Consider the following 17,642-nt stretch of genomic DNA (forward strand, 5'->3'; position numbering starts at 1 on the left):
CAGGCCGGCGGCCGCCAGTACCGGGCCATTGGGCTTGCCCACCTGGTTGAACAGGTCGTCGAGGTTGTCGGCCGTCTCGATCTTGAGTTCGACCCCCAGATCGTCGGCGAAGCGCTTCACCAGCTCGTACTCGAAGCCGGTTTCACCGTTGCGATCCTGAAAGTAGGTGGCGGGGCTGTTACGGGTAACCACCCGCAGCACACCATCCTCCTTTACGCGCTCCAGTGTGTTGGGTTTATCAACACAGCCACTGAGCATCAGGAAGAGTCCGGTTGCGATCAGCCATTTGGCGTACCGCGGACGCAAAGCCGTTGGGGAAAACATTTGCGCAGTATACGCAAAGGACCACGAGCGCCATATCTCGACAGTGATGGGGTAGTCTGCTAGTAATCAAAAAAAGGGCCGAAACACCGTAGGAATGGGCCTTTTGTGCATTTTGATACAGTAAAAATAAGCTGTGGTTACACGCCTGGTTAACCTGACTTTCGAATCAGAAACACAGATCGGCACTCGAGTGCAACCGTGCGTAGCGTTTCGGGTGCTGTCGCGGGCTGTTTAGGCTAGAATGCACGGCCTCAAAGCACACCCCTTCCCGAGGCTGTCCCGAAGATGTTGATCCTGCGCGGCGCTCCTGCCCTTTCTGCCTTTCGCCACAGCAAGCTCCTTGAGCAACTGAGCCAGAAGGTCCCGGCTGTCAGTGGCCTGTATGCTGAATTCGCTCACTTCGCCGAAGTTACCGGCGTCCTGACCGGCGACGAACAGCAGGTGCTTGCGCGCCTTCTGAAGTACGGTCCAAGCGTTCCTGTCCAGGAGCCTACCGGTCGTCTGTTCCTGGTGCTGCCGCGTTTCGGCACCATCTCGCCCTGGTCGAGCAAGGCGAGCGACATCGCTCGCAACTGCGGCCTGACCAAGATCCAGCGCCTGGAGCGCGGCATTGCATTCTATGTTGCCGGCCAGTTCAGCGACGCTGACGCCCAGCTGATCGCCGATGCACTGCACGACCGCATGACCCAGATCGTCCTGGGCAACCTCGAACAGGCCGCCGGCCTGTTCAGCCACGCCGAGCCAAAACCCCTGACCGCGATCGACGTGTTGGGTGGCGGCCGCGCCGCGCTGGAAAAAGCCAATACCGAGCTGGGCCTGGCCCTGGCCGAAGACGAGATCGACTACCTGGTCAACGCCTTCGTTGGCTTGAAGCGCAACCCGCACGACATCGAACTGATGATGTTCGCCCAGGCGAACTCCGAGCACTGCCGCCACAAGATCTTCAACGCCAGCTGGGACATCGACGGCGAGAGCCAGGAAAAAAGCCTGTTCGGCATGATCAAGAACACCTACGTGATGCACAGCGAAGGCGTTCTGTCTGCCTACAAGGACAACGCTTCGGTGATCGTCGGCTCCGTGGCCGGGCGTTTCTTCCCGGACCCTGAGACCCGCCAGTACGGCGCGGTGCAGGAGCCGGTGCACATCCTGATGAAGGTTGAGACCCACAACCACCCGACCGCGATTGCCCCGTTCCCGGGCGCATCCACCGGTTCCGGTGGCGAGATCCGCGACGAAGGCGCGACCGGTCGTGGTGCCAAGCCAAAAGCCGGCCTGACCGGTTTCACCGTGTCCAACCTGCAGATCCCGGGCTTCGAACAGCCGTGGGAAGTGCCGTACGGCAAGCCCGAGCGCATCGTTACCGCGCTGGACATCATGATCGAAGGCCCGCTGGGCGGTGCTGCGTTCAACAACGAATTCGGTCGTCCGGCCCTGACCGGCTACTTCCGTACCTTCGAGCAATCGATCACCACCCCGCACGGTGACGAAGTTCGCGGTTACCACAAGCCGATCATGCTGGCTGGCGGCATGGGCAACATCCGTGAAGAACACGTCAAGAAAGGCGAGATCCTGGTCGGCTCCAAGCTGATCGTGCTCGGCGGCCCGGCGATGCTGATCGGCCTGGGCGGCGGCGCCGCTTCCTCCATGGCCACCGGCACCAGCTCGGCAGACCTGGATTTCGCCTCCGTTCAGCGGGAAAACCCTGAAATGGAGCGTCGCTGCCAGGAAGTCATCGACCGTTGCTGGCAGCTGGGCGACAAGAACCCGATCAGCTTCATCCACGACGTGGGTGCCGGTGGCCTGTCCAACGCCTTCCCGGAACTGGTCAACGACGGCGACCGCGGTGGCCGTTTCGAACTGCGCAACATTCCAAACGACGAGCCGGGCATGGCCCCGCACGAAATCTGGAGTAACGAATCCCAGGAACGCTACGTGCTGGCAGTCGGCCCGGCCGACTTCGAACGCTTCAAGGCGATCTGCGAACGCGAGCGTTGCCCGTTTGCCGTCGTCGGCGAAGCCACCGCCGAGCCGCAGCTGACCGTCACCGACAGCCACTTCGGCAACAGCCCGGTGGACATGCCGCTCGAAGTGCTGCTGGGCAAAGCCCCGCGCATGCACCGTTCGGTAGTACGTGAAAACGAGCTGGGCGACGATTTCGATCCGTCGACCCTGGACATCGCCAACTGCGTCGAGCGCGTCCTGCATCACCCGGCCGTGGCCAGCAAGAGCTTCCTGATCACCATCGGCGACCGCACCATCACCGGCCTCGTGGCCCGTGACCAGATGGTCGGTCCGTGGCAAGTTCCGGTGGCCGACGTTGCCGTCACCGCCACCAGCTTCGACGTCTACACCGGTGAAGCCATGGCCATGGGCGAGCGTACTCCGCTGGCGCTGCTGGACGCTCCGGCGTCGGGCCGCATGGCCATCGGTGAAACCCTGACCAACATCGCCGCTTCGCGCATCGGCAAGATCTCCGACATCAAGCTGTCGGCGAACTGGATGTCCGCCGCCGGTCACCCGGGTGAAGACGCGCGTCTGTACGACACCGTGAAAGCGGTCGGCATGGAACTGTGCCCTGAGCTGGGCATTACCATTCCGGTGGGCAAGGACTCGATGTCCATGGCCACGCGCTGGAACGATGAAGGCGTGGACAAGGCCGTAACCTCGCCAATGTCCCTGATCGTGACCGGTTTCGCGCCAGTGACTGACATCCGTCAGACCCTGACCCCGCAACTGCGTATGGACAAGGGCACCACCGACCTGATCCTGATCGACTTGGGCCGTGGCCAGAACCGCATGGGCGCCTCGATCCTGGCACAGGTTCACGGCAAGCTCGGCAAGCAGGCTCCGGACGTCGACGACGCCGAAGACCTGAAAGCTTTCTTCGCGGTGATCCAGGGCCTCAACGCCGACGGCCACCTGCTGGCCTACCACGACCGTTCCGACGGTGGTCTGTTGACCAGCGTGGTGGAAATGGCCTTCGCCGGTCATTGCGGCCTGAGCCTGAACCTCGACGGTCTGGCGGAAACGTCCGCTGACATCGCCGCGATCCTGTTCAACGAAGAACTGGGCGCGGTGATCCAGGTTCGTCAGGATGCTACCCCGGACATACTCGCGCAGTTCAGCGCTGCCGGCCTGGGCGAGTGCGTGTCGGTGATCGGTCAGCCGATCAACAACGGCCAGATCGACATCACCTTCAACGGTGACACCGTGTTCGAAGGCCAGCGTCGTCTGCTGCAGCGCCAGTGGGCCGAGACCAGCTACCAGATCCAGCGTCTGCGTGACAACGCCGACTGCGCCGATCAGGAATTCGACGTGCTGCTGGAAGAAGACAACCCGGGCCTGAGCGTCAAACTCAGCTACGACGTCAACCAGGACATCGCCGCGCCTTACATCAAGAAAGGCATCCGCCCACAGGTTGCCGTGCTGCGTGAGCAGGGCGTCAACGGTCAGGTGGAAATGGCGGCCGCGTTCGACCGCGCCGGCTTCAACGCGATCGACGTACACATGAGCGACATCCTGGCCGGTCGCGTCGACCTGAACGAGTTCAAGGGCCTGGTCGCTTGCGGCGGCTTCTCCTACGGTGACGTGCTGGGTGCCGGTGAAGGCTGGGCCAAGTCGGCGCTGTTCAACAGCCGGGCCCGCGATGCGTTCCAGGGTTTCTTCGAACGTAACGACAGCTTCACCCTCGGCGTGTGCAACGGTTGCCAGATGATGTCCAACCTGCACGAGCTGATCCCGGGCAGCGAGTTCTGGCCGCACTTCGTGCGTAACCGTTCCGAGCAGTTCGAGGCCCGTGTGGCCATGGTGCAGATCCAGGAGTCGAACTCGATCTTCCTGCAAGGCATGGCCGGTTCGCGCATGCCGATCGCCATCGCCCACGGTGAAGGCCATGCCGAGTTCGCCAGCGAAGAGGCACTGCTGGAAGCCGATCTGTCCGGTTGTGTGGCGATGCGTTTTGTCGACAACCACGGCAAGGTCACCGAAAGCTACCCGGCCAACCCGAACGGCTCGCCGCGCGGGATCACCGGTTTGACCAGCCGCGACGGTCGCGTGACCATCATGATGCCGCACCCGGAGCGTGTGTTCCGCGCTGTGCAGAACTCGTGGCGCTCGGAAGACTGGAACGAAGACGCACCTTGGATGCGTATGTTCCGTAACGCTCGCGTTTGGGTGAACTAAGAGCCGTGTACAAGCTCAGCTTTTTTGTTCCCGACAGTCATGTCGATGGGGTCAAGAGTGCCGTTTTCGCTGCTGGTGGCGGACGGATCGGCGCTTACGACCACTGTTCATGGCAAGTGCTGGGACTTGGTCAGTTTCGCCCACTGGACGGCAGTCAGCCGTTCATTGGCGAGGCCGGGCAGGTCGAGCAGGTCGAAGAATGGAAGGTTGAGCTGGTGGTGGCCGATGAGTTGATCCGCTCGGTGGTGGCGGCTCTGAAACAGAGTCACCCCTATGAGACACCGGCTTATGAGGTGTGGCGACTGGAGGATTTCTGATCCTTTGATTGCCGCCCTGAAAAACCCGCTGATTCGTCAGCGGGTTTTTTTATGGTCTTCATTTCTCGAACCGAAAAAAAACCCGGCATGAAAGCCGGGTTTTTTTCAGGAGCGTCGAGCTTAAGCGGTGAAGGTTTTGCCTTCGAACTGCTCAGCCACGAATTTCCAGTTAACCAGGTTCCAGAACGCTTCAACGTACTTCGGACGCAGGTTGCGGTAGTCGATGTAGTAAGCGTGTTCCCAGACGTCGCAGGTCAGCAGCGGGGTGTCGCCGTTGGTCAGCGGGTTGCCGGCGCCGATGGTGCTGGCCAGGGCCAGGGAACCGTCAGCCTTTTTCACCAGCCAGCCCCAACCGGAACCGAAAGTGCCGATGGAAGTCTTGCTGAACTCTTCCTTGAACTTGTCGAACGAACCAAAGGCTGCGTTGATGGCTTCAGCCAGCGCGCCGGTTGGTTGACCGCCAGCGTTTGGCGCCAGGCAGTTCCAGTAGAAAGTGTGGTTCCACACTTGAGCGGCGTTGTTGAAGATGCCGCCCGAGGAAGTCTTGACGATTTCTTCCAGGGTCTTGCCTTCGAACTCGGTGCCAGGCACCAGGTTGTTCAGGTTCACGACATAGGTGTTGTGGTGCTTGTCGTGGTGAAATTCCAGGGTTTCCTTGGAAATGTGCGGCTGCAGGGCATCGTGTGCGTACGGCAGCGGCGGCAATTCGAAAGCCATTATGATTCTCCTAATCAGGTCAGTTGCGGTGAGCGCAAGGCCGATCACGGGCGGCCAGACAAGCGCCGGGGAGTTTGTACTCTTTGCGGCGCATCGGATCGGATCATAGCACCGGGGGTGCGGCATAACCACGCAACATCTGTGTGGAATAGAGGTTCCAGAGCCTTTTGGAATAAATCAGCCAGCGCTGATCAGCTGTAATGCTACGGCGAACATCATCACCGCCACCAACAGGTCAAGAATCCGCCAGGTGCTCGGCCGGGCCAGCCACGGCGCCAACCATGCCGCGCCGAGCGCCAGGGTGAAAAACCACAACAATGATGCACTCGCTGCGCCCACCACATAAGCGCCGGGCTCTGTCTGTTGGGCGCCGAGGGAGCCGATCAGCAAAACAGTGTCCAGATAGACATGCGGATTAAGCAGCGTCACCGCCAGCGCACTGAGCATCACCGCGCGCAGCGAACGAACGGTCTGGCTTTCACCCTGTTGCAGGCTCTGTCTGGAGCAGGCCCGACGCAACGCCTGGCTGCCATACCACACCAGAAACGCCGCGCCGCCCCAACGGGCGATGGCCAACAGGGTCGGGTTCTGTGCCAGCACTGTCGCCAGGCCAAATACGCCGGCGGCCACCAGCAAGGCATCGCAGGCCACGCAGAGCGCCGCCACCGGCAGGTGATGTTCACGGCGCAGGCTTTGCGCCAGCACAAACGCATTCTGCGTGCCGATCGCCATGATCAGTCCGAACGCCACCAGCAGGCCGTTAATATAGCTTTGCCACATTATTCTTTACTCCGCGTTGGCAGCCAGGTCGCGCAGCACTTGCATTGCGCGTTCGGCGTCGGCTTGGCCGACAAACAAATGGTCGTGGTAGTAACCGGCGATCACATTGCAGCTGATGCCGGCCTGGCCCAGGGCCGTGGCGAACGCGGCGGTCAGGCCGACGGCTTCGAGGGCCGAATGCACATTCAGGGTGATCCACGCGGCGACATAGTCGAAGCTCAAGCCCGCCTGCTCGGCGCGGGAGCGTTCGACAATCACGGTCAGGCCTTCCTGCTCGCGAAAGCTGCCGACGATTTCCAGGCCCGCGGGCAATTGGCCGTCGGCCAGGGTGCAGAACACGTATTCGCCGGCATTGAGTTGCGGGCTCATGCTGCGCAGCAGCGTTGCCAATGAAGTTTCGCCAGCCATGGGGGGATCCTTGTGCAAGAGTTCGTGCTGGCCATTCTCCGGTAGGAACCTGTATAAGAAAAACCAATATTGCTGATCGCTCATTAGGAAAACTGATGTTCGACTATAAATTGCTTTCTGCCCTGGCCGCGGTGGTCGAGCAGGCCGGTTTCGAACGGGCAGCCCAGGTCTTGGGTTTGTCACAATCGGCCATTTCCCAGCGCATCAAATTGCTCGAGGCGCGGGTTGGCCAACCGGTGTTGGTGCGCGGTACGCGGCCGTCTCCGACCGAGCTCGGCCGGCGTCTGCTCAACCACGTGCAGCAGGTGCGCCTGCTTGAACGGGATTTGCAGACGCTGGTACCGGCGCTGGACGAAGAGGGCCTGCCGGAGCGCCTGCGGATCGCCCTGAATGCCGACAGCCTGGCGACCTGGTGGGCCCAGGCCGTGGGGGAATTTTGCGCGCAACACCACCTGTTGATGGATCTGGTGGTCGAGGACCAGACCGTCGGCCTCAAGCGCATGCGCGCGGGCGAAGTCGCGGCGTGCCTGTGTGCCAGCGAGCGCCCGGTAGCCGGTGCGCGCAGCGTATTGCTCGGGGCGATGCGCTACCGTGCGCTGGCCAGCCCGGCCTTCATCGCCCGGCACTTTCCTCAAGGCGTGCGCGCCGATCAGTTGGCCCGGACCCCGGCGCTGGTGTTCGGCCCGGACGACTTCCTGCAGCATCGCTACCTGGCGTCCCTTGGCGTCGATGGCGGTTTCGAGCACCACCTGTGCCCATCGTCCGAAGGCTTTATCCGCCTCACCGAAGCCGGACTTGGCTGGGGCCTGGTGCCGGAACTGCAGGTGCGCGAACAGCTGGAACGCGGCATTTTGCGGGAGCTTTTGCCAGATAAACCGATCGACGTGCCGCTGTACTGGCATCATTGGCGCAATGGCGGTCAGTTGCTGGGGTTGCTGACCGAGCAATTGGTGCAGGCGTCCAGGCAATGGTTGGTGCCGTTGGACTGACAGGCAGCGTCAAGACCTCACGCAATACGCAAAAAACGAAATATTCGGAGCACTACATGAAGATTCTGGTCACCGGCGCAAGCGGCTTCATTGGCGGGCGCTTTGCGCGTTTCGCCCTGGAGCAGGGCCTGGACGTACGGGTCAACGGTCGCCGGGCCGAAAGTGTCGAGCATCTGGTGCGCCGTGGCGCCGAGTTCATCCAGGGCGACTTGATCGACCCGCTGCTGGCACGCGACCTGTGTTCCGGGGTCGAGGCCGTGGTGCATTGCGCCGGTGCCGTTGGCCTGTGGGGGCGTTATCAGGACTTTCACCAAGGCAACGTCCAGGTAACCGAGAATGTGGTTGAAGCCTGCCTGAAACAGCGGGTGCGACGCCTGGTGCATCTGTCGTCGCCATCGATCTATTTCGATGGCCGCGATCACTTGGGGCTGACCGAAGAACAGGTGCCCAAACGCTTCAAGCACCCGTACGCCGCGACCAAGTACCTGGCCGAGCAAAAAGTCTTCGGCGCCCAGGAATTTGGCCTCGAAACCCTGGCGCTGCGCCCGCGTTTCGTGACCGGGGCGGGTGACATGAGCATCTTCCCGCGCTTGCTCAACATGCAGCGCAAGGGGCGCCTGGCGATCATCGGCAACGGTTTGAACAAGGTCGACTTCACCAGTGTGCACAACCTCAATGAAGCGTTGCTCAGCAGTTTGCTGGCCAGCGGTTCAGCCTTGGGCAAGGTGTACAACATCAGCAACGGAGCGCCGATCCCGCTGTGGGACGTGGTCAATTACGTCATGCGCAAAATGGAAGTCCCGCAAGTGACGCGCTACCGTTCCTATGGCCTGGGCTATACCGTCGCGGCGCTCAATGAGGGGTTTTGCAAGGTGTGGCCGGGACGTCCCGAGCCCACCCTGTCGCGACTGGGTATGCAGGTCATGAAGAAAAATTTCACCCTGGATATCAGTCGCGCCCGGCATTATCTGGACTACGACCCCAAGGTCAGTGTCTGGACGGCGCTCGATGAGTTCTGCGCCTGGTGGAAGGCGCAGGACATTCGCTGAAACCGGCTTCACTGAACCGCGGTTCGGGTTCAGAGTCAATGATTGCGGCCATGGGGGGTTATACTGCGCCGCATCAAGCCATCACCGCGTTTCACAAAGGTTGACTCAATGTCCATGCGTAACGATGCCAACGATGACTTCGACGATGTACCGAGCCTGCGTGCAGACATCCTCGATGACGATGATTTCCCGAAGAGCACTCGCACCACCGTGCATTCGCGCACGCCGCCCGTGGTCAAGGTCAAGGCAGCGAGCACCGGCCCGTTGTGGGCACTGGTCGGCGCCTTGTTCTTTGCCTTCGCGGGCCTTGCCTGGTGGAGCTTTCAGCAGATTTCGCTGATGGAGCAACAGCTGGTGGCAACCCAGGAAAGCTTTGCGCGAATCAGTGAAGAAGCGGCGGGGCGCCTGCAGGATATTTCCGGCAAGGTGGTCGCCAGCCAGACCAACGTCAGCACCGACAGCGAAGCGCTGAAGCTGCAAATCCGCCAGCTGCAAAGCCAGTTGCAGGACCAGGGCAAGCAACAGCAGGGCGTTGCCGGCCAGGCCTCGGACCTGGACAAGCGTCTGGCGCAGATGACCGCGCAAACCAGTGAGCTGGACAAGCGCCTGGCCCAGATAGCCGCCCAGGACACCGAGCAGCAGAAGGCCAATGCGCAGGTACAGGAGCAGGTCAAAGCCTTGGGCACTGAACTGACCACACTGAAAAATACCCCGGCGGACACCGAAAAATTCGACGCGCAGCTTAAAAGCCTGGGCGCTGACATCACGGCGCTGAAGAAACAGGGCAATCCGAACGCCGCCATCGACCGCCTGGAACAGGACATCGTGGTCCTCAAGAGCCAGCAGGACAACCGTCCCGGCGCCCCTCAAGGCGCAAGCACCGCTGAGTTCGATGCCTTCCGCAGCCAGGTCACCCGGACCATCAACAGCCTGCAAGCGCAGATCCAGAACCTGCAACAGCAGCTGCGCACTCGCCAATAGGCCCTGCCTCATTCCCGGTTCGCCGGGAATGATCCCCTGGTGCAGCTCGATTCGCTGAATGTCCCTGTATGCGTCATTGCCGTCTACGCTCCTTCAAACATCTAAAGGAACGAGGGATGCGCCATGGGAGTTGTGCACAAGTTGGCCTGGCTGTGCGGCATGTTGCTGATGTGCCTGGGCCAGGTTCAGGCTGCCGGAACCGAAAAGGCTGACAGCCAGGCCGCCATCGCCTTGCTGGAAAAAGCCCTCGCCTACTACCACGACAATGGCGACAAGGCCTTCGCCGCCTTCAGCCGCCAGGGCGAGTTTGTCGACCAGGACCGCTATGTCTTCGTGGTCGATACCAAGGGCGTGATGCTCGCCAGCGGCGGGCCCTCGGCGGCGCTGATTGGCCGGGATGTGTCGGATGTGCTCGGGCCTGATCTGCAGAAGGCCTTCAAGGATGCGCTGAAAGTGCCCGAGGGTAATGGCATCCAGCAGGCGGAGTACCGTTGGCAAAACTGGTCCGATGGCAAGGTCGAGCGCAAGCATGTCTACTATCAGCGTGTCGGTCAGCGCATCCTCGCGGTCGGCTACTACCTGCCACGGGCTTCGGCGGAACAGGCCATGGCCTTGCTGAACAAGGCGGCGACCGACCTGGCCAAGGACGAGAAGGGCACCCTGAAAGCGATCAACTCTCTCAAGGGCGGCTACCTGCAGGATGACCTGTATGTATTCGTCGTCGACCTCGATACCCGGCGCTACGTCGCCCATGGCACCAACCTGCGCTTGATCAACACCGATTTCAGCAAGGTCAATGATCCGGATGGCAAGCCGGTAGGGGAGCCGATGCTGGCGCTGATCGCGCAACAGGTGTACGGCGAGTATGAATACCGCTGGAAAAACCCGGTGACCGGGAAGGTCGAGAACAAGCATGCCTACCTGAAAAAGGTCGGGCATTTCCTGGTGGCTGTGGGGTATTACAGCCCTTGATGGCGGTAGGGACCGTGATGGTCTGTCTGTAGGAGCTAGGCTTGCCCGCGAACCAGACGCCGCGGTGTGTCTGTAAGACCGCGTTATCGTTCTTCGCGGGCAAGTCGGATCGCCGCCCGCTCGCTCCTACAGAACCTTGTCTTCCCGTCCGCGCAACAGCATATTCGGCATGGCAATCGCCGCTGCCAGCCCCAGCAGCGACACCGCCGCACTCACCATCAGCAAATGCCTGAACGTCAGCAACAGTTCCGCGCGCAAGGCATCCTGCGCGTCCCCCGGCGCGGCGTTCAGGCCGTCCAGCAAGACGTTACCCGAGTGACCTTCGGCCATCAGCGAAGAGCCGGCCAGATGGGCGAAGCTCGAATCCTGCAACAACGCCAGCAACAGCGCCGACATCAACGCCACGCCCACCGCACCGCCCAACGAGCGGAACAGGTTGGTGGTGCTGGTGGCAACGCCGATGTCGCGCTGTTGCACCGAGTTCTGCGTGCCGACCAGGGAGGTCGGAAACTGCATGCCCGAGGCGATCCCGCAGAGCAACATGAACAGGCTGCTGAGCAAAAAGGCCTGGGGCGGGCTGAACGCCATGCCGAGAATCGACAGCGGCATGAGCAGCGCGCCACCCAGAATCATCGGCTTGTAGCGCCCGGTCACCGAGGTACGGCGCCCGGCGAAATACGCACCGATCGGCAAGCCCATGGCCAGGGGCAGCAGGTGCAGGGCGGCGCTGTCCGCACCGGCACCGGTGACACTCTGGAAGCGCAGGGGCATCAGCACGATCAACGAAATGGCCTGGAAGCTGGTGAAGAAAATCGTGCACCAGCACAGGATTGCATTGCGGTTGGCGAACAGGTGCATCGGTAGCAAGGGCTCCGACGTGCGTCGTTCATGCAGCACGAACAGGCCCAGCACTGCTGCCGCACAAGCCAGCAACCCCAGTACCTCGGCACTGCGCCAGGAATGGCCCTGACCGAACTGGGTGATGCCCAGCAACAAGGCCGTCAGCCCGATGATCATCAACAGGGTACCGAGGTAATCGATCACCGGCTTGCGTTGCGGAACCGGCAAGCCCACCAGCGTGCGATGGGCCACCAGCCACGCCCCCAGGCCCAGCGGCAGGTTGATCAGGAAGACCCAGCGCCAGGACAGGTATTCGGTCATGTACCCGCCCAGCACCGGGCCGGCGACGCTGGCCACCGCATACATGCTGCTGAAGTAGCCCTGGTAACGGCCGCGCTCGCGGGGCGGCACGATGTCGCCGATGATCGCCTGACTGACCGAGATCATGCCACCGGCACCGATCCCCTGGAGAATTCGCGCCAGCACCAGCTGCTCCATGCTCTGGGCCATGCCGCAGAACAGCGACGCCAGGGTGAACAGGCCCATGCCGAACAGCATCAATTTGCGCCGGCCATACAAGTCGCCCAATTTGCCGTAGATCGGCACCGCCACCGTCATTGCCACCATGTAGCCGGAAATCACCCAGGCCAGCAGGCTGACGTCCTTGAACTGCGCGGAAATGGCCGGCATCGACACGGCAACAATGGTCTGGTCCAGGGCACCGAGGAAAATCGCCAGCATCAGCGCGATCAGCACGCTGCGGATGGCCGGTTTGGGCAATTCAGGCTGGTGGAGATTGGTCACGGGGTAAACCTGCGGCAGTGGTGGACCCGCCAGAGGCAAGGCGAGCGGATGTTTGCCAGTTTAAGTCGGTAGGAAGCTATTCGATAGCCTCATATGGAAGGTCTGGCAAATCGTTTGCAAACCTTCGACCTGACGAGCGGCCATCAGGTCGCGGGTGACTTCCATCCGACCTTAAATCATCACCGTTTTGCCATCCGTCAGCGCGTGCAGATCGCACGCGGCCGGGGGCGGTGAATGACTTTTATGGATCGAATGCTTGCATTTTTCCCTTGCGGGTCGGTCAATTGAGGGTGAAAACTGAGCGGATAGCTGTACATTCTGCCAATCGGTGCGATTATCGCCCGTCGTCCATTCCGAAACCTGGATTGAAGTGATGAACAAGCCTGACCTGCCTTCGATTCCGGTGTTCAAGCTCTACGGTGAAAGCCTGGATTGGCCGACCCCGGACTTGCTGCACTGTGAAACCATTTCCAACCGCAGTCGCGAACATCAATGGGAAATCAAACCCCACCGCCACGCCGATTTATGTCAGTTGCTCTTCGTTTTCAAAGGTCAGGCAGAGCTTGAAATCGAAGGCAAACGTACGCAACTGACCGAGCCGGCGATCCAGATCCTGCCGCCGCTGTCAGTGCATGGCTTCCGGTTCAGCGAAGATGTCGAGGGGTTCGTGGTCACGCTCGCGGCACCGCTGATCGCTCATCTTCAGGCGCAACTGGGGCATTCGGTGAATGCCCTGGCCCAGGCCGAGAGCTACCCGGCGGGCCTGGACGCCGAGTACCTCAATAGTCTGTTCAGCGCGTTGCAGAACGAATACACCGGCCATCAACCGGCGCGGGAAATGCTCATGCATTCGCTGGTCAGCGTGATCATGGTGTGGGTCAGCCGCCAGGTGATCCAGCGCCGCTCAGTCGGTCAACGACCGCAGCGGGCGCGGGAATACCTCAATGGCTACATCCAGTTGGTGGAAGAAACCTATCGCCAGCACGTCAAGGTTGAAGACCTGGCCCATCGGCTGGGGATTTCGGTCTCCCATCTCAATGGCACCTGCCGTGAGCTGGCGGGGCAACCGGCGTTGCAGATCATGCACGAACGGCAGTTGCTGGAAGCCAAGCGCCTGCTGACCTATACCAGCATGACCATCTATGAAATGTCCGATGTGTTGGGGTTCTCTGATCCGACCAACTTCACGCGCCTGTTTCGGCGCCGCGTGGGCATCTCGCCAAAGGCGTTCCGCGACCGCTTGAAGGCCGATCAGGACAACGAGGCCTGACCCGTTCGTTACCGCAGGGCGTTAAGGGTCGCGTTGTGCGGAATGCAGCGCTCGAAATTGCAGCTGGCTGATTCCCGGGGCAGGTTGCGCAGCTGCTCGACGCGCCAGGCGGCAGCGCCATACAGCCCGAGCGTGACCGCGCAGGTGATGAAGATGGCGAGGTACCTTCTTGTTTTGATGTTCATGGCGTAGACCTCTGAACGAATACCCTTCGGTACTACCTTGAGCATAGAACAAGATCAGATCTTCAAAGGCCAAGATCCCACGCCGGTTCTTCGGGAAACCTCACCACCAGAAAATCCAGCAGGCAACGCAGCGCCGATGGCATGTGTTTGCGTGAGGCGTACACCGCGTACACGTTCATCTGCCGTGGCTCGGCCTGGGGCAGCAGGCGCACCAGCTCACCGCTGTGGATATGCACACCCGCCTGATAAGTCGGCAACATTGCTACGCCGGCGCCGGCCAGGGTGGCGCGCAGCAGTGTGCTGGCTTCGTTGGCGCTGATGTTGCCTTGCACGGGCACCGCAACCTGTTCGCCATCCTGCTCAAAATGCCACAGGCTTTTGCCGAAGTAGGAGTGAGTCAGGCAATTGTGCTGGCTCAGGTCCTCGATTCGTTGGAGCATCGGGTGCTCGCGCAGGTAAGCGGGGGAGGCGCAGATCACTGAACGGCAGACGGTCAGTCGCCGGGCGATCAGGTTCGGGTCCAGGTCATTGCTGGTGCGAATGGCCAGGTCGATGCGCTCATCCACCAGGTTCACCGTGCGATCAAGCATCTGCATGTCGACGCTAACGGCCGGGTAGCGCTTGACGAATGCCGCCATGGCATCGGCCAGTTGCGCCTGGCCGAACGAGGTGCTGACGCTGATTCGCAGCAGGCCGCGGGGTGCATCGTCCGGCACGCTGACGGCCGCTTGCATGTCCGTGGACAGGTCGAGCATCTGCCGACAGCGGGGCAGCATTTCGCTGCCGGTGGTGGTCAGGCTCAATTTGCGCGTGGTGCGGTGCATCAGGCGTGCGCCGACCCAGTTTTCCAGCTCCGCCAGATAGCGCGAAACCACCGGCCGTGACAGCTCCAGGTGATCGGCGGCGGCCGACTGGCTGCCGAGATCGACCACTGTGACGAACACCCGCATAGCGTGTAGACGATCCATGATTTGCCCGATTTCAGAAACAAACTATGTTCGATCATCGCATTTTTTGTACTGAAGCAGGCAACTAAGCTCTGTTCCCATATCGGCCAAGCCTGGCCCGCGAACAACGGAGCAACTGATGATCGGTTTCACCACACTCAAACGCATTTTGCTTGCGACCACCGCCCTCGGTTTCGCCGCCCACGCCGCCGCGTCGACATTGACGCTGGATGTCTACAACCCCGGCGATAAAGCGATATTCCCGGTGACTTCGGTACTGGTCAGCGGCGAAAAAGAGGCGATCCTGGTGGACGCCCAATTCGGTAAGTCCCAGGCCGCGCAAGTGGTGGAAAAAATCCGCGCCAGCGGCAAGCAACTGACCACCATCTACATCAGCCATGGCGACCCGGATTACTACTTCGGCCTCGATACCCTGACGGCGGCATTCCCCAAGGCCAAAGTGCTCGCTTCACAGCCGACCGTCGATCACATCAAGCACACCGTCGACGGCAAGCTGGCGTTCTGGGGACCGAAGCTTGGGGCTGACGCACCCGCCAAAACCATCGTGCCGGATGTGCTCAAGGGCGACAGCCTGATGCTCGAAGGGCAGAAGTTGCAGGTGGTCGGTTTGCAGGGCAAACAACCGGATCGCAGCTTCGTGTGGATTCCATCGATCAAGGCTGTGGTCGGTGGCGTGGTCGTGGCAGAAAACATCCACGTGTGGATGGCCGACACCCAGACCCCGCAGTCCCATGCCGATTGGTTGGCTACGCTGCATTCGATCGAAACCCTGAAGCCGAACACCGTCGTGCCGGGTCATTACTTGGGCGAGAGCGCCCGTTCCCTGGCCGCCGTGCAGTTCACCGCCGATTACATCAAGGCCTTCGACGAAGAAACCGCCAAGGCCAAGGATTCGGCGGCACTGATCGCGGCCATGAAAAAACGCTTCCCGGCACTGGGTGAGGAAAGCTCGTTGGAGCTGAGCGCCAAGGTCGCCAAGGGCGAGATGAAGTGGTAACCCGCAGTTCCTGATTGATCGTTCCCACGCAGAGCGTGGGAACGATCATGACTGACCCAATACAACTGGAGAACGCTATGAGCAAAATCGCAATCATCGGTGCCACCGGTCGTGCCGGTAGCCAACTGCTGGAAGAAGCCCTGCGTCGCGGTCACAGCGTTACCGCCATTGCCCGTGACACCTCACGGATCGGCGTGCGTGAGGGTGTGGAGAGCAAGGCTGTCGATGCACTGGATGCCGCCGCGTTGCAGGCGGCAATCGCCGGGCATGACGTGGTGATCAGCGCGGCGCATTTCGCGACGCTGTCTGCCAGTGCCGTCATCGGGCCGGTGAAGCAGGCCGGGGTCAAACGCCTGCTGGTGGTGGGCGGTGCCGGTTCCCTGTTGTTGCCGGACGGTACCCGGGTGATCGATAGCGCAGGCTTCCCGGCGGAGTACAAGGCAGAGGCGGGCGCGGGTGCCGAGTTCCTGGAAAACCTGCGTCAGGAAAAGGATCTGGACTGGACCTTCTTGTCGCCGTCCGCGGAGTTTGTCGAAGGTGAGCGTACCGGGACTTTCCGGGTCGGCAAGGATGATTTGTTGGTGAGCAGCGAGGGGCGTAGCTGGATCACGTTCGCCGATTATGCGATTGCGATGCTCGATGAGGTGGAGGCGCCAAAGCACTCGCGGCAGCGATTTACCGTCGGGTATTGAGTACATAGATCACTTGTGGGAGCGAGCCTGCTCGCGAAGACGGACTTACATTCAATGGCGATGTCGACTGTCAGGCCGCTTTCGCGAGCAGGCTCGCTCCCACAGGGTTAAGCATCAAGCCAGCGGAGTCAGCGCGCCTGCGCCTGCTCCACCAACCACCCCATCAACTCGCGCAACTTCGCCGAAGGCGCGGGCTTCTCCGGGAAAACCAGGTAATACGCCAATCCGGTTTTTACCTTCAATTCAAAGGGCATGACCAGCCTCCCGGCACTCAAGTCATCGCCGATCAACGACCAGTCACCGATCGCCACGCCCGTACCCTGGGACGCCATCGACATGGCCAGGTCCAGCGTTTCGAAATGCTGGCCCTTGCTCACATTGCTCAGGCGAATATCCGCAGTGGCCAGCCAGGCCTTCCAGTCTCGTTCATCCCGGGTCGGGTGCAGGAGCATGTGCTGCTCCAGATCTTCTGGCGACTGGAGCGGCACCGAACCTTCGAGCAACGGCTTGGAACACACCGGCGTCAGTTGTTCATCGAAGAGTTTTTGCGACACCAGCAAGCCGTCCGGCGGTGCGCCATACATCACTGCCGCATCGAACTGCTCGCGATGAAAATCCACGCCGTGCTTGACCGTGGTGGTCAGCTCCACCGGCACGTCCGGGCGCTCCCTTTGCCATTGCAACAGGCGTGGCAGCAACCAGCGCATCACGCAGGTCGGCGCCTTGAGTTGCAAGGTTTCGCGCTTCTCGCCGATCTGCTCCACCGCCTCGTCGATCAGGCCGAAAATCTGCTGGACCCGTGGCAGCCATTCCCGCCCTTCGGCTGTCAGGTCCAGGCCTCGGGCCTGACGGATGAACAATTCATAACCCAGGAAATCTTCCAGCCCGGCGATCTGCCGACTCACCGCGCCCTGGGTGATAAACAGCTGTTCGGCAGCACGGGTGAAATTGCAGCACTGCGCGGTAATCAGGAATGTGTGGAGCGCCGGCAGGGGAGGCAGTCGTTTCATTGGGATCCAAGGTATGACGTGAGGACATGGCTAGTATGACTTTTTATCCATTGTTGCGGCTATGTGTCGCCCGTTCCAATGAGGCCATCCCTGGACCTGCGAATCCATCATAAACACTGCGCAGGCCCGGCGTCTCAAACGAACAAGAAGGGCAATG

Annotated in this window: 17 protein-coding genes and 1 pseudogene; 10 read left to right on the forward strand and 8 right to left on the reverse strand. The window is 61.2% G+C overall.

What is annotated here, in order from left to right:
- A pseudogene (locus tag PMI35_RS34105) lies at positions 1-324 on the reverse strand (membrane-bound lytic murein transglycosylase MltF); the annotation flags it as partial.
- Between the two features lie 285 nt (positions 325-609).
- Between PMI35_RS34105 and purL the strand changes: the two are divergent.
- Positions 610-4,506, forward strand: a complete 3,897-nt coding sequence (gene purL, locus PMI35_RS11405; protein WP_008061866.1) for a phosphoribosylformylglycinamidine synthase — start codon at positions 610-612, stop codon at positions 4,504-4,506.
- Between the two features lie 5 nt (positions 4,507-4,511).
- Entirely contained in the window at positions 4,512-4,823 is a 312-nt protein-coding gene (locus PMI35_RS11400; RefSeq protein ID WP_008061868.1) for a Nif3-like dinuclear metal center hexameric protein, read from the forward strand.
- Positions 4,824-4,943: 120 nt separating this feature from the next.
- On the opposite strand, the gene PMI35_RS11395 is transcribed toward PMI35_RS11400, so the two are convergent.
- From PMI35_RS11395 to PMI35_RS11385, 3 genes are all read right to left on the reverse strand, one after another.
- A complete protein-coding gene (locus PMI35_RS11395; protein ID WP_008022038.1) occupies positions 4,944-5,540 on the reverse strand; it encodes a superoxide dismutase in 597 nt (198 codons plus the stop codon).
- A 177-nt stretch (positions 5,541-5,717) separates the two neighbouring features.
- Complete coding sequence (locus tag PMI35_RS11390) at positions 5,718-6,320, reverse strand: LysE/ArgO family amino acid transporter (protein WP_008061886.1); 603 nt, start codon at positions 6,318-6,320, stop codon at positions 5,718-5,720.
- Between the two features lie 6 nt (positions 6,321-6,326).
- Positions 6,327-6,728, reverse strand: coding sequence for an ACT domain-containing protein (locus PMI35_RS11385; protein ID WP_008061887.1), 402 nt, complete (start codon positions 6,726-6,728; stop codon positions 6,327-6,329).
- A 95-nt stretch (positions 6,729-6,823) separates the two neighbouring features.
- On the opposite strand from PMI35_RS11385, the gene PMI35_RS11380 reads away from it, so the two are divergent.
- The 4 genes from PMI35_RS11380 (at position 6,824) to PMI35_RS11365 (ending at position 10,719) form a co-directional block, all read left to right on the forward strand.
- Complete coding sequence (locus PMI35_RS11380; protein WP_008061888.1) at positions 6,824-7,717, forward strand: LysR family transcriptional regulator ArgP; 894 nt, start codon at positions 6,824-6,826, stop codon at positions 7,715-7,717.
- A 56-nt stretch (positions 7,718-7,773) separates the two neighbouring features.
- Positions 7,774-8,766 carry an NAD-dependent epimerase/dehydratase family protein gene (locus tag PMI35_RS11375; RefSeq protein WP_008061890.1) on the forward strand — a complete coding sequence of 331 codons (993 nt, stop codon included), beginning with the start codon at positions 7,774-7,776 and terminating at the stop codon, positions 8,764-8,766.
- A gap of 108 nt (positions 8,767-8,874) precedes the next feature.
- A complete protein-coding gene (locus PMI35_RS11370; RefSeq protein WP_008061898.1) occupies positions 8,875-9,747 on the forward strand; it encodes a hypothetical protein in 873 nt (290 codons plus the stop codon).
- Between the two features lie 123 nt (positions 9,748-9,870).
- Positions 9,871-10,719 carry a cache domain-containing protein gene (locus tag PMI35_RS11365; RefSeq protein ID WP_008061900.1) on the forward strand — a complete coding sequence of 283 codons (849 nt, stop codon included), beginning with the start codon at positions 9,871-9,873 and terminating at the stop codon, positions 10,717-10,719.
- 126 nt (positions 10,720-10,845) lie between these two features.
- Here the strand turns inward: PMI35_RS11365 and PMI35_RS11360 are convergent, their stop codons facing one another.
- Positions 10,846-12,363, reverse strand: a complete 1,518-nt coding sequence (locus PMI35_RS11360; protein ID WP_008061902.1) for an MDR family MFS transporter — start codon at positions 12,361-12,363, stop codon at positions 10,846-10,848.
- Between the two features lie 93 nt (positions 12,364-12,456).
- On the opposite strand from PMI35_RS11360, the gene PMI35_RS34710 reads away from it, so the two are divergent.
- Positions 12,457-12,597 (forward strand): hypothetical protein, encoded by a 141-nt coding sequence (locus PMI35_RS34710; protein WP_157295727.1) that lies wholly within the window; start codon positions 12,457-12,459, stop codon positions 12,595-12,597.
- 139 nt (positions 12,598-12,736) lie between these two features.
- Positions 12,737-13,633, forward strand: coding sequence for a helix-turn-helix domain-containing protein (locus PMI35_RS11355; RefSeq protein WP_008061904.1), 897 nt, complete (start codon positions 12,737-12,739; stop codon positions 13,631-13,633).
- Between the two features lie 8 nt (positions 13,634-13,641).
- On the opposite strand, the gene PMI35_RS34980 is transcribed toward PMI35_RS11355, so the two are convergent.
- Together PMI35_RS34980 and PMI35_RS11350 are read right to left on the reverse strand one after the other, a co-directional pair.
- Complete coding sequence (locus PMI35_RS34980) at positions 13,642-13,818, reverse strand: hypothetical protein (RefSeq protein ID WP_008061905.1); 177 nt, start codon at positions 13,816-13,818, stop codon at positions 13,642-13,644.
- Positions 13,819-13,880: 62 nt separating this feature from the next.
- The gene (locus PMI35_RS11350; protein ID WP_202949503.1) at positions 13,881-14,786 is read right to left on the reverse strand and encodes a LysR family transcriptional regulator; all 906 of its coding nucleotides are present in this window, start codon (positions 14,784-14,786) and stop codon (positions 13,881-13,883) included.
- Positions 14,787-14,904: 118 nt separating this feature from the next.
- Here PMI35_RS11350 and PMI35_RS11345 point away from each other — a divergent pair, with 118 nt between their 5' ends.
- Both PMI35_RS11345 and PMI35_RS11340 read left to right on the forward strand, forming a co-directional pair.
- On the forward strand, positions 14,905-15,783 hold the full coding sequence (locus PMI35_RS11345; RefSeq protein ID WP_008061915.1) for an MBL fold metallo-hydrolase: 879 nt from the start codon (positions 14,905-14,907) through the stop codon (positions 15,781-15,783).
- Positions 15,784-15,860: 77 nt separating this feature from the next.
- Positions 15,861-16,475: an NAD(P)-dependent oxidoreductase gene (locus PMI35_RS11340; RefSeq protein ID WP_008061917.1), complete on the forward strand. Its 615-nt coding sequence runs from the start codon at positions 15,861-15,863 to the stop codon at positions 16,473-16,475.
- Positions 16,476-16,603: 128 nt separating this feature from the next.
- On the opposite strand, the gene PMI35_RS11335 is transcribed toward PMI35_RS11340, so the two are convergent.
- Complete coding sequence (locus PMI35_RS11335; protein WP_008061918.1) at positions 16,604-17,485, reverse strand: LysR substrate-binding domain-containing protein; 882 nt, start codon at positions 17,483-17,485, stop codon at positions 16,604-16,606.
- Between the last annotated feature and the right edge of the window lie 157 nt (positions 17,486-17,642).

Origin of the sequence: Pseudomonas sp. GM78 (assembly GCF_000282475.1) — a bacterium.
Classification (GTDB): Bacteria; Pseudomonadota; Gammaproteobacteria; order Pseudomonadales; family Pseudomonadaceae; genus Aquipseudomonas.

Coding starts and splice junctions, on each gene's coding strand:
- purL (WP_008061866.1), top strand. CDS start 610: ATGTTGATCCTGCGCGGCGCTCCTGCCCTTTCTGCCTTTCGCCACAGC.
- PMI35_RS11395 (WP_008022038.1), bottom strand. CDS start 5,540: ATGGCTTTCGAATTGCCGCCGCTGCCGTACGCACACGATGCCCTGCAG.
- PMI35_RS11390 (WP_008061886.1), bottom strand. CDS start 6,320: ATGTGGCAAAGCTATATTAACGGCCTGCTGGTGGCGTTCGGACTGATC.
- PMI35_RS11385 (WP_008061887.1), bottom strand. CDS start 6,728: ATGGCTGGCGAAACTTCATTGGCAACGCTGCTGCGCAGCATGAGCCCG.
- PMI35_RS11380 (WP_008061888.1), top strand. CDS start 6,824: ATGTTCGACTATAAATTGCTTTCTGCCCTGGCCGCGGTGGTCGAGCAG.
- PMI35_RS11375 (WP_008061890.1), top strand. CDS start 7,774: ATGAAGATTCTGGTCACCGGCGCAAGCGGCTTCATTGGCGGGCGCTTT.
- PMI35_RS11370 (WP_008061898.1), top strand. CDS start 8,875: ATGTCCATGCGTAACGATGCCAACGATGACTTCGACGATGTACCGAGC.
- PMI35_RS11365 (WP_008061900.1), top strand. CDS start 9,871: ATGGGAGTTGTGCACAAGTTGGCCTGGCTGTGCGGCATGTTGCTGATG.
- PMI35_RS34710 (WP_157295727.1), top strand. CDS start 12,457: ATGGAAGGTCTGGCAAATCGTTTGCAAACCTTCGACCTGACGAGCGGC.
- PMI35_RS11355 (WP_008061904.1), top strand. CDS start 12,737: ATGAACAAGCCTGACCTGCCTTCGATTCCGGTGTTCAAGCTCTACGGT.
- PMI35_RS34980 (WP_008061905.1), bottom strand. CDS start 13,818: ATGAACATCAAAACAAGAAGGTACCTCGCCATCTTCATCACCTGCGCG.
- PMI35_RS11350 (WP_202949503.1), bottom strand. CDS start 14,786: ATGGATCGTCTACACGCTATGCGGGTGTTCGTCACAGTGGTCGATCTC.
- PMI35_RS11345 (WP_008061915.1), top strand. CDS start 14,905: ATGATCGGTTTCACCACACTCAAACGCATTTTGCTTGCGACCACCGCC.
- PMI35_RS11340 (WP_008061917.1), top strand. CDS start 15,861: ATGAGCAAAATCGCAATCATCGGTGCCACCGGTCGTGCCGGTAGCCAA.
- PMI35_RS11335 (WP_008061918.1), bottom strand. CDS start 17,485: ATGAAACGACTGCCTCCCCTGCCGGCGCTCCACACATTCCTGATTACC.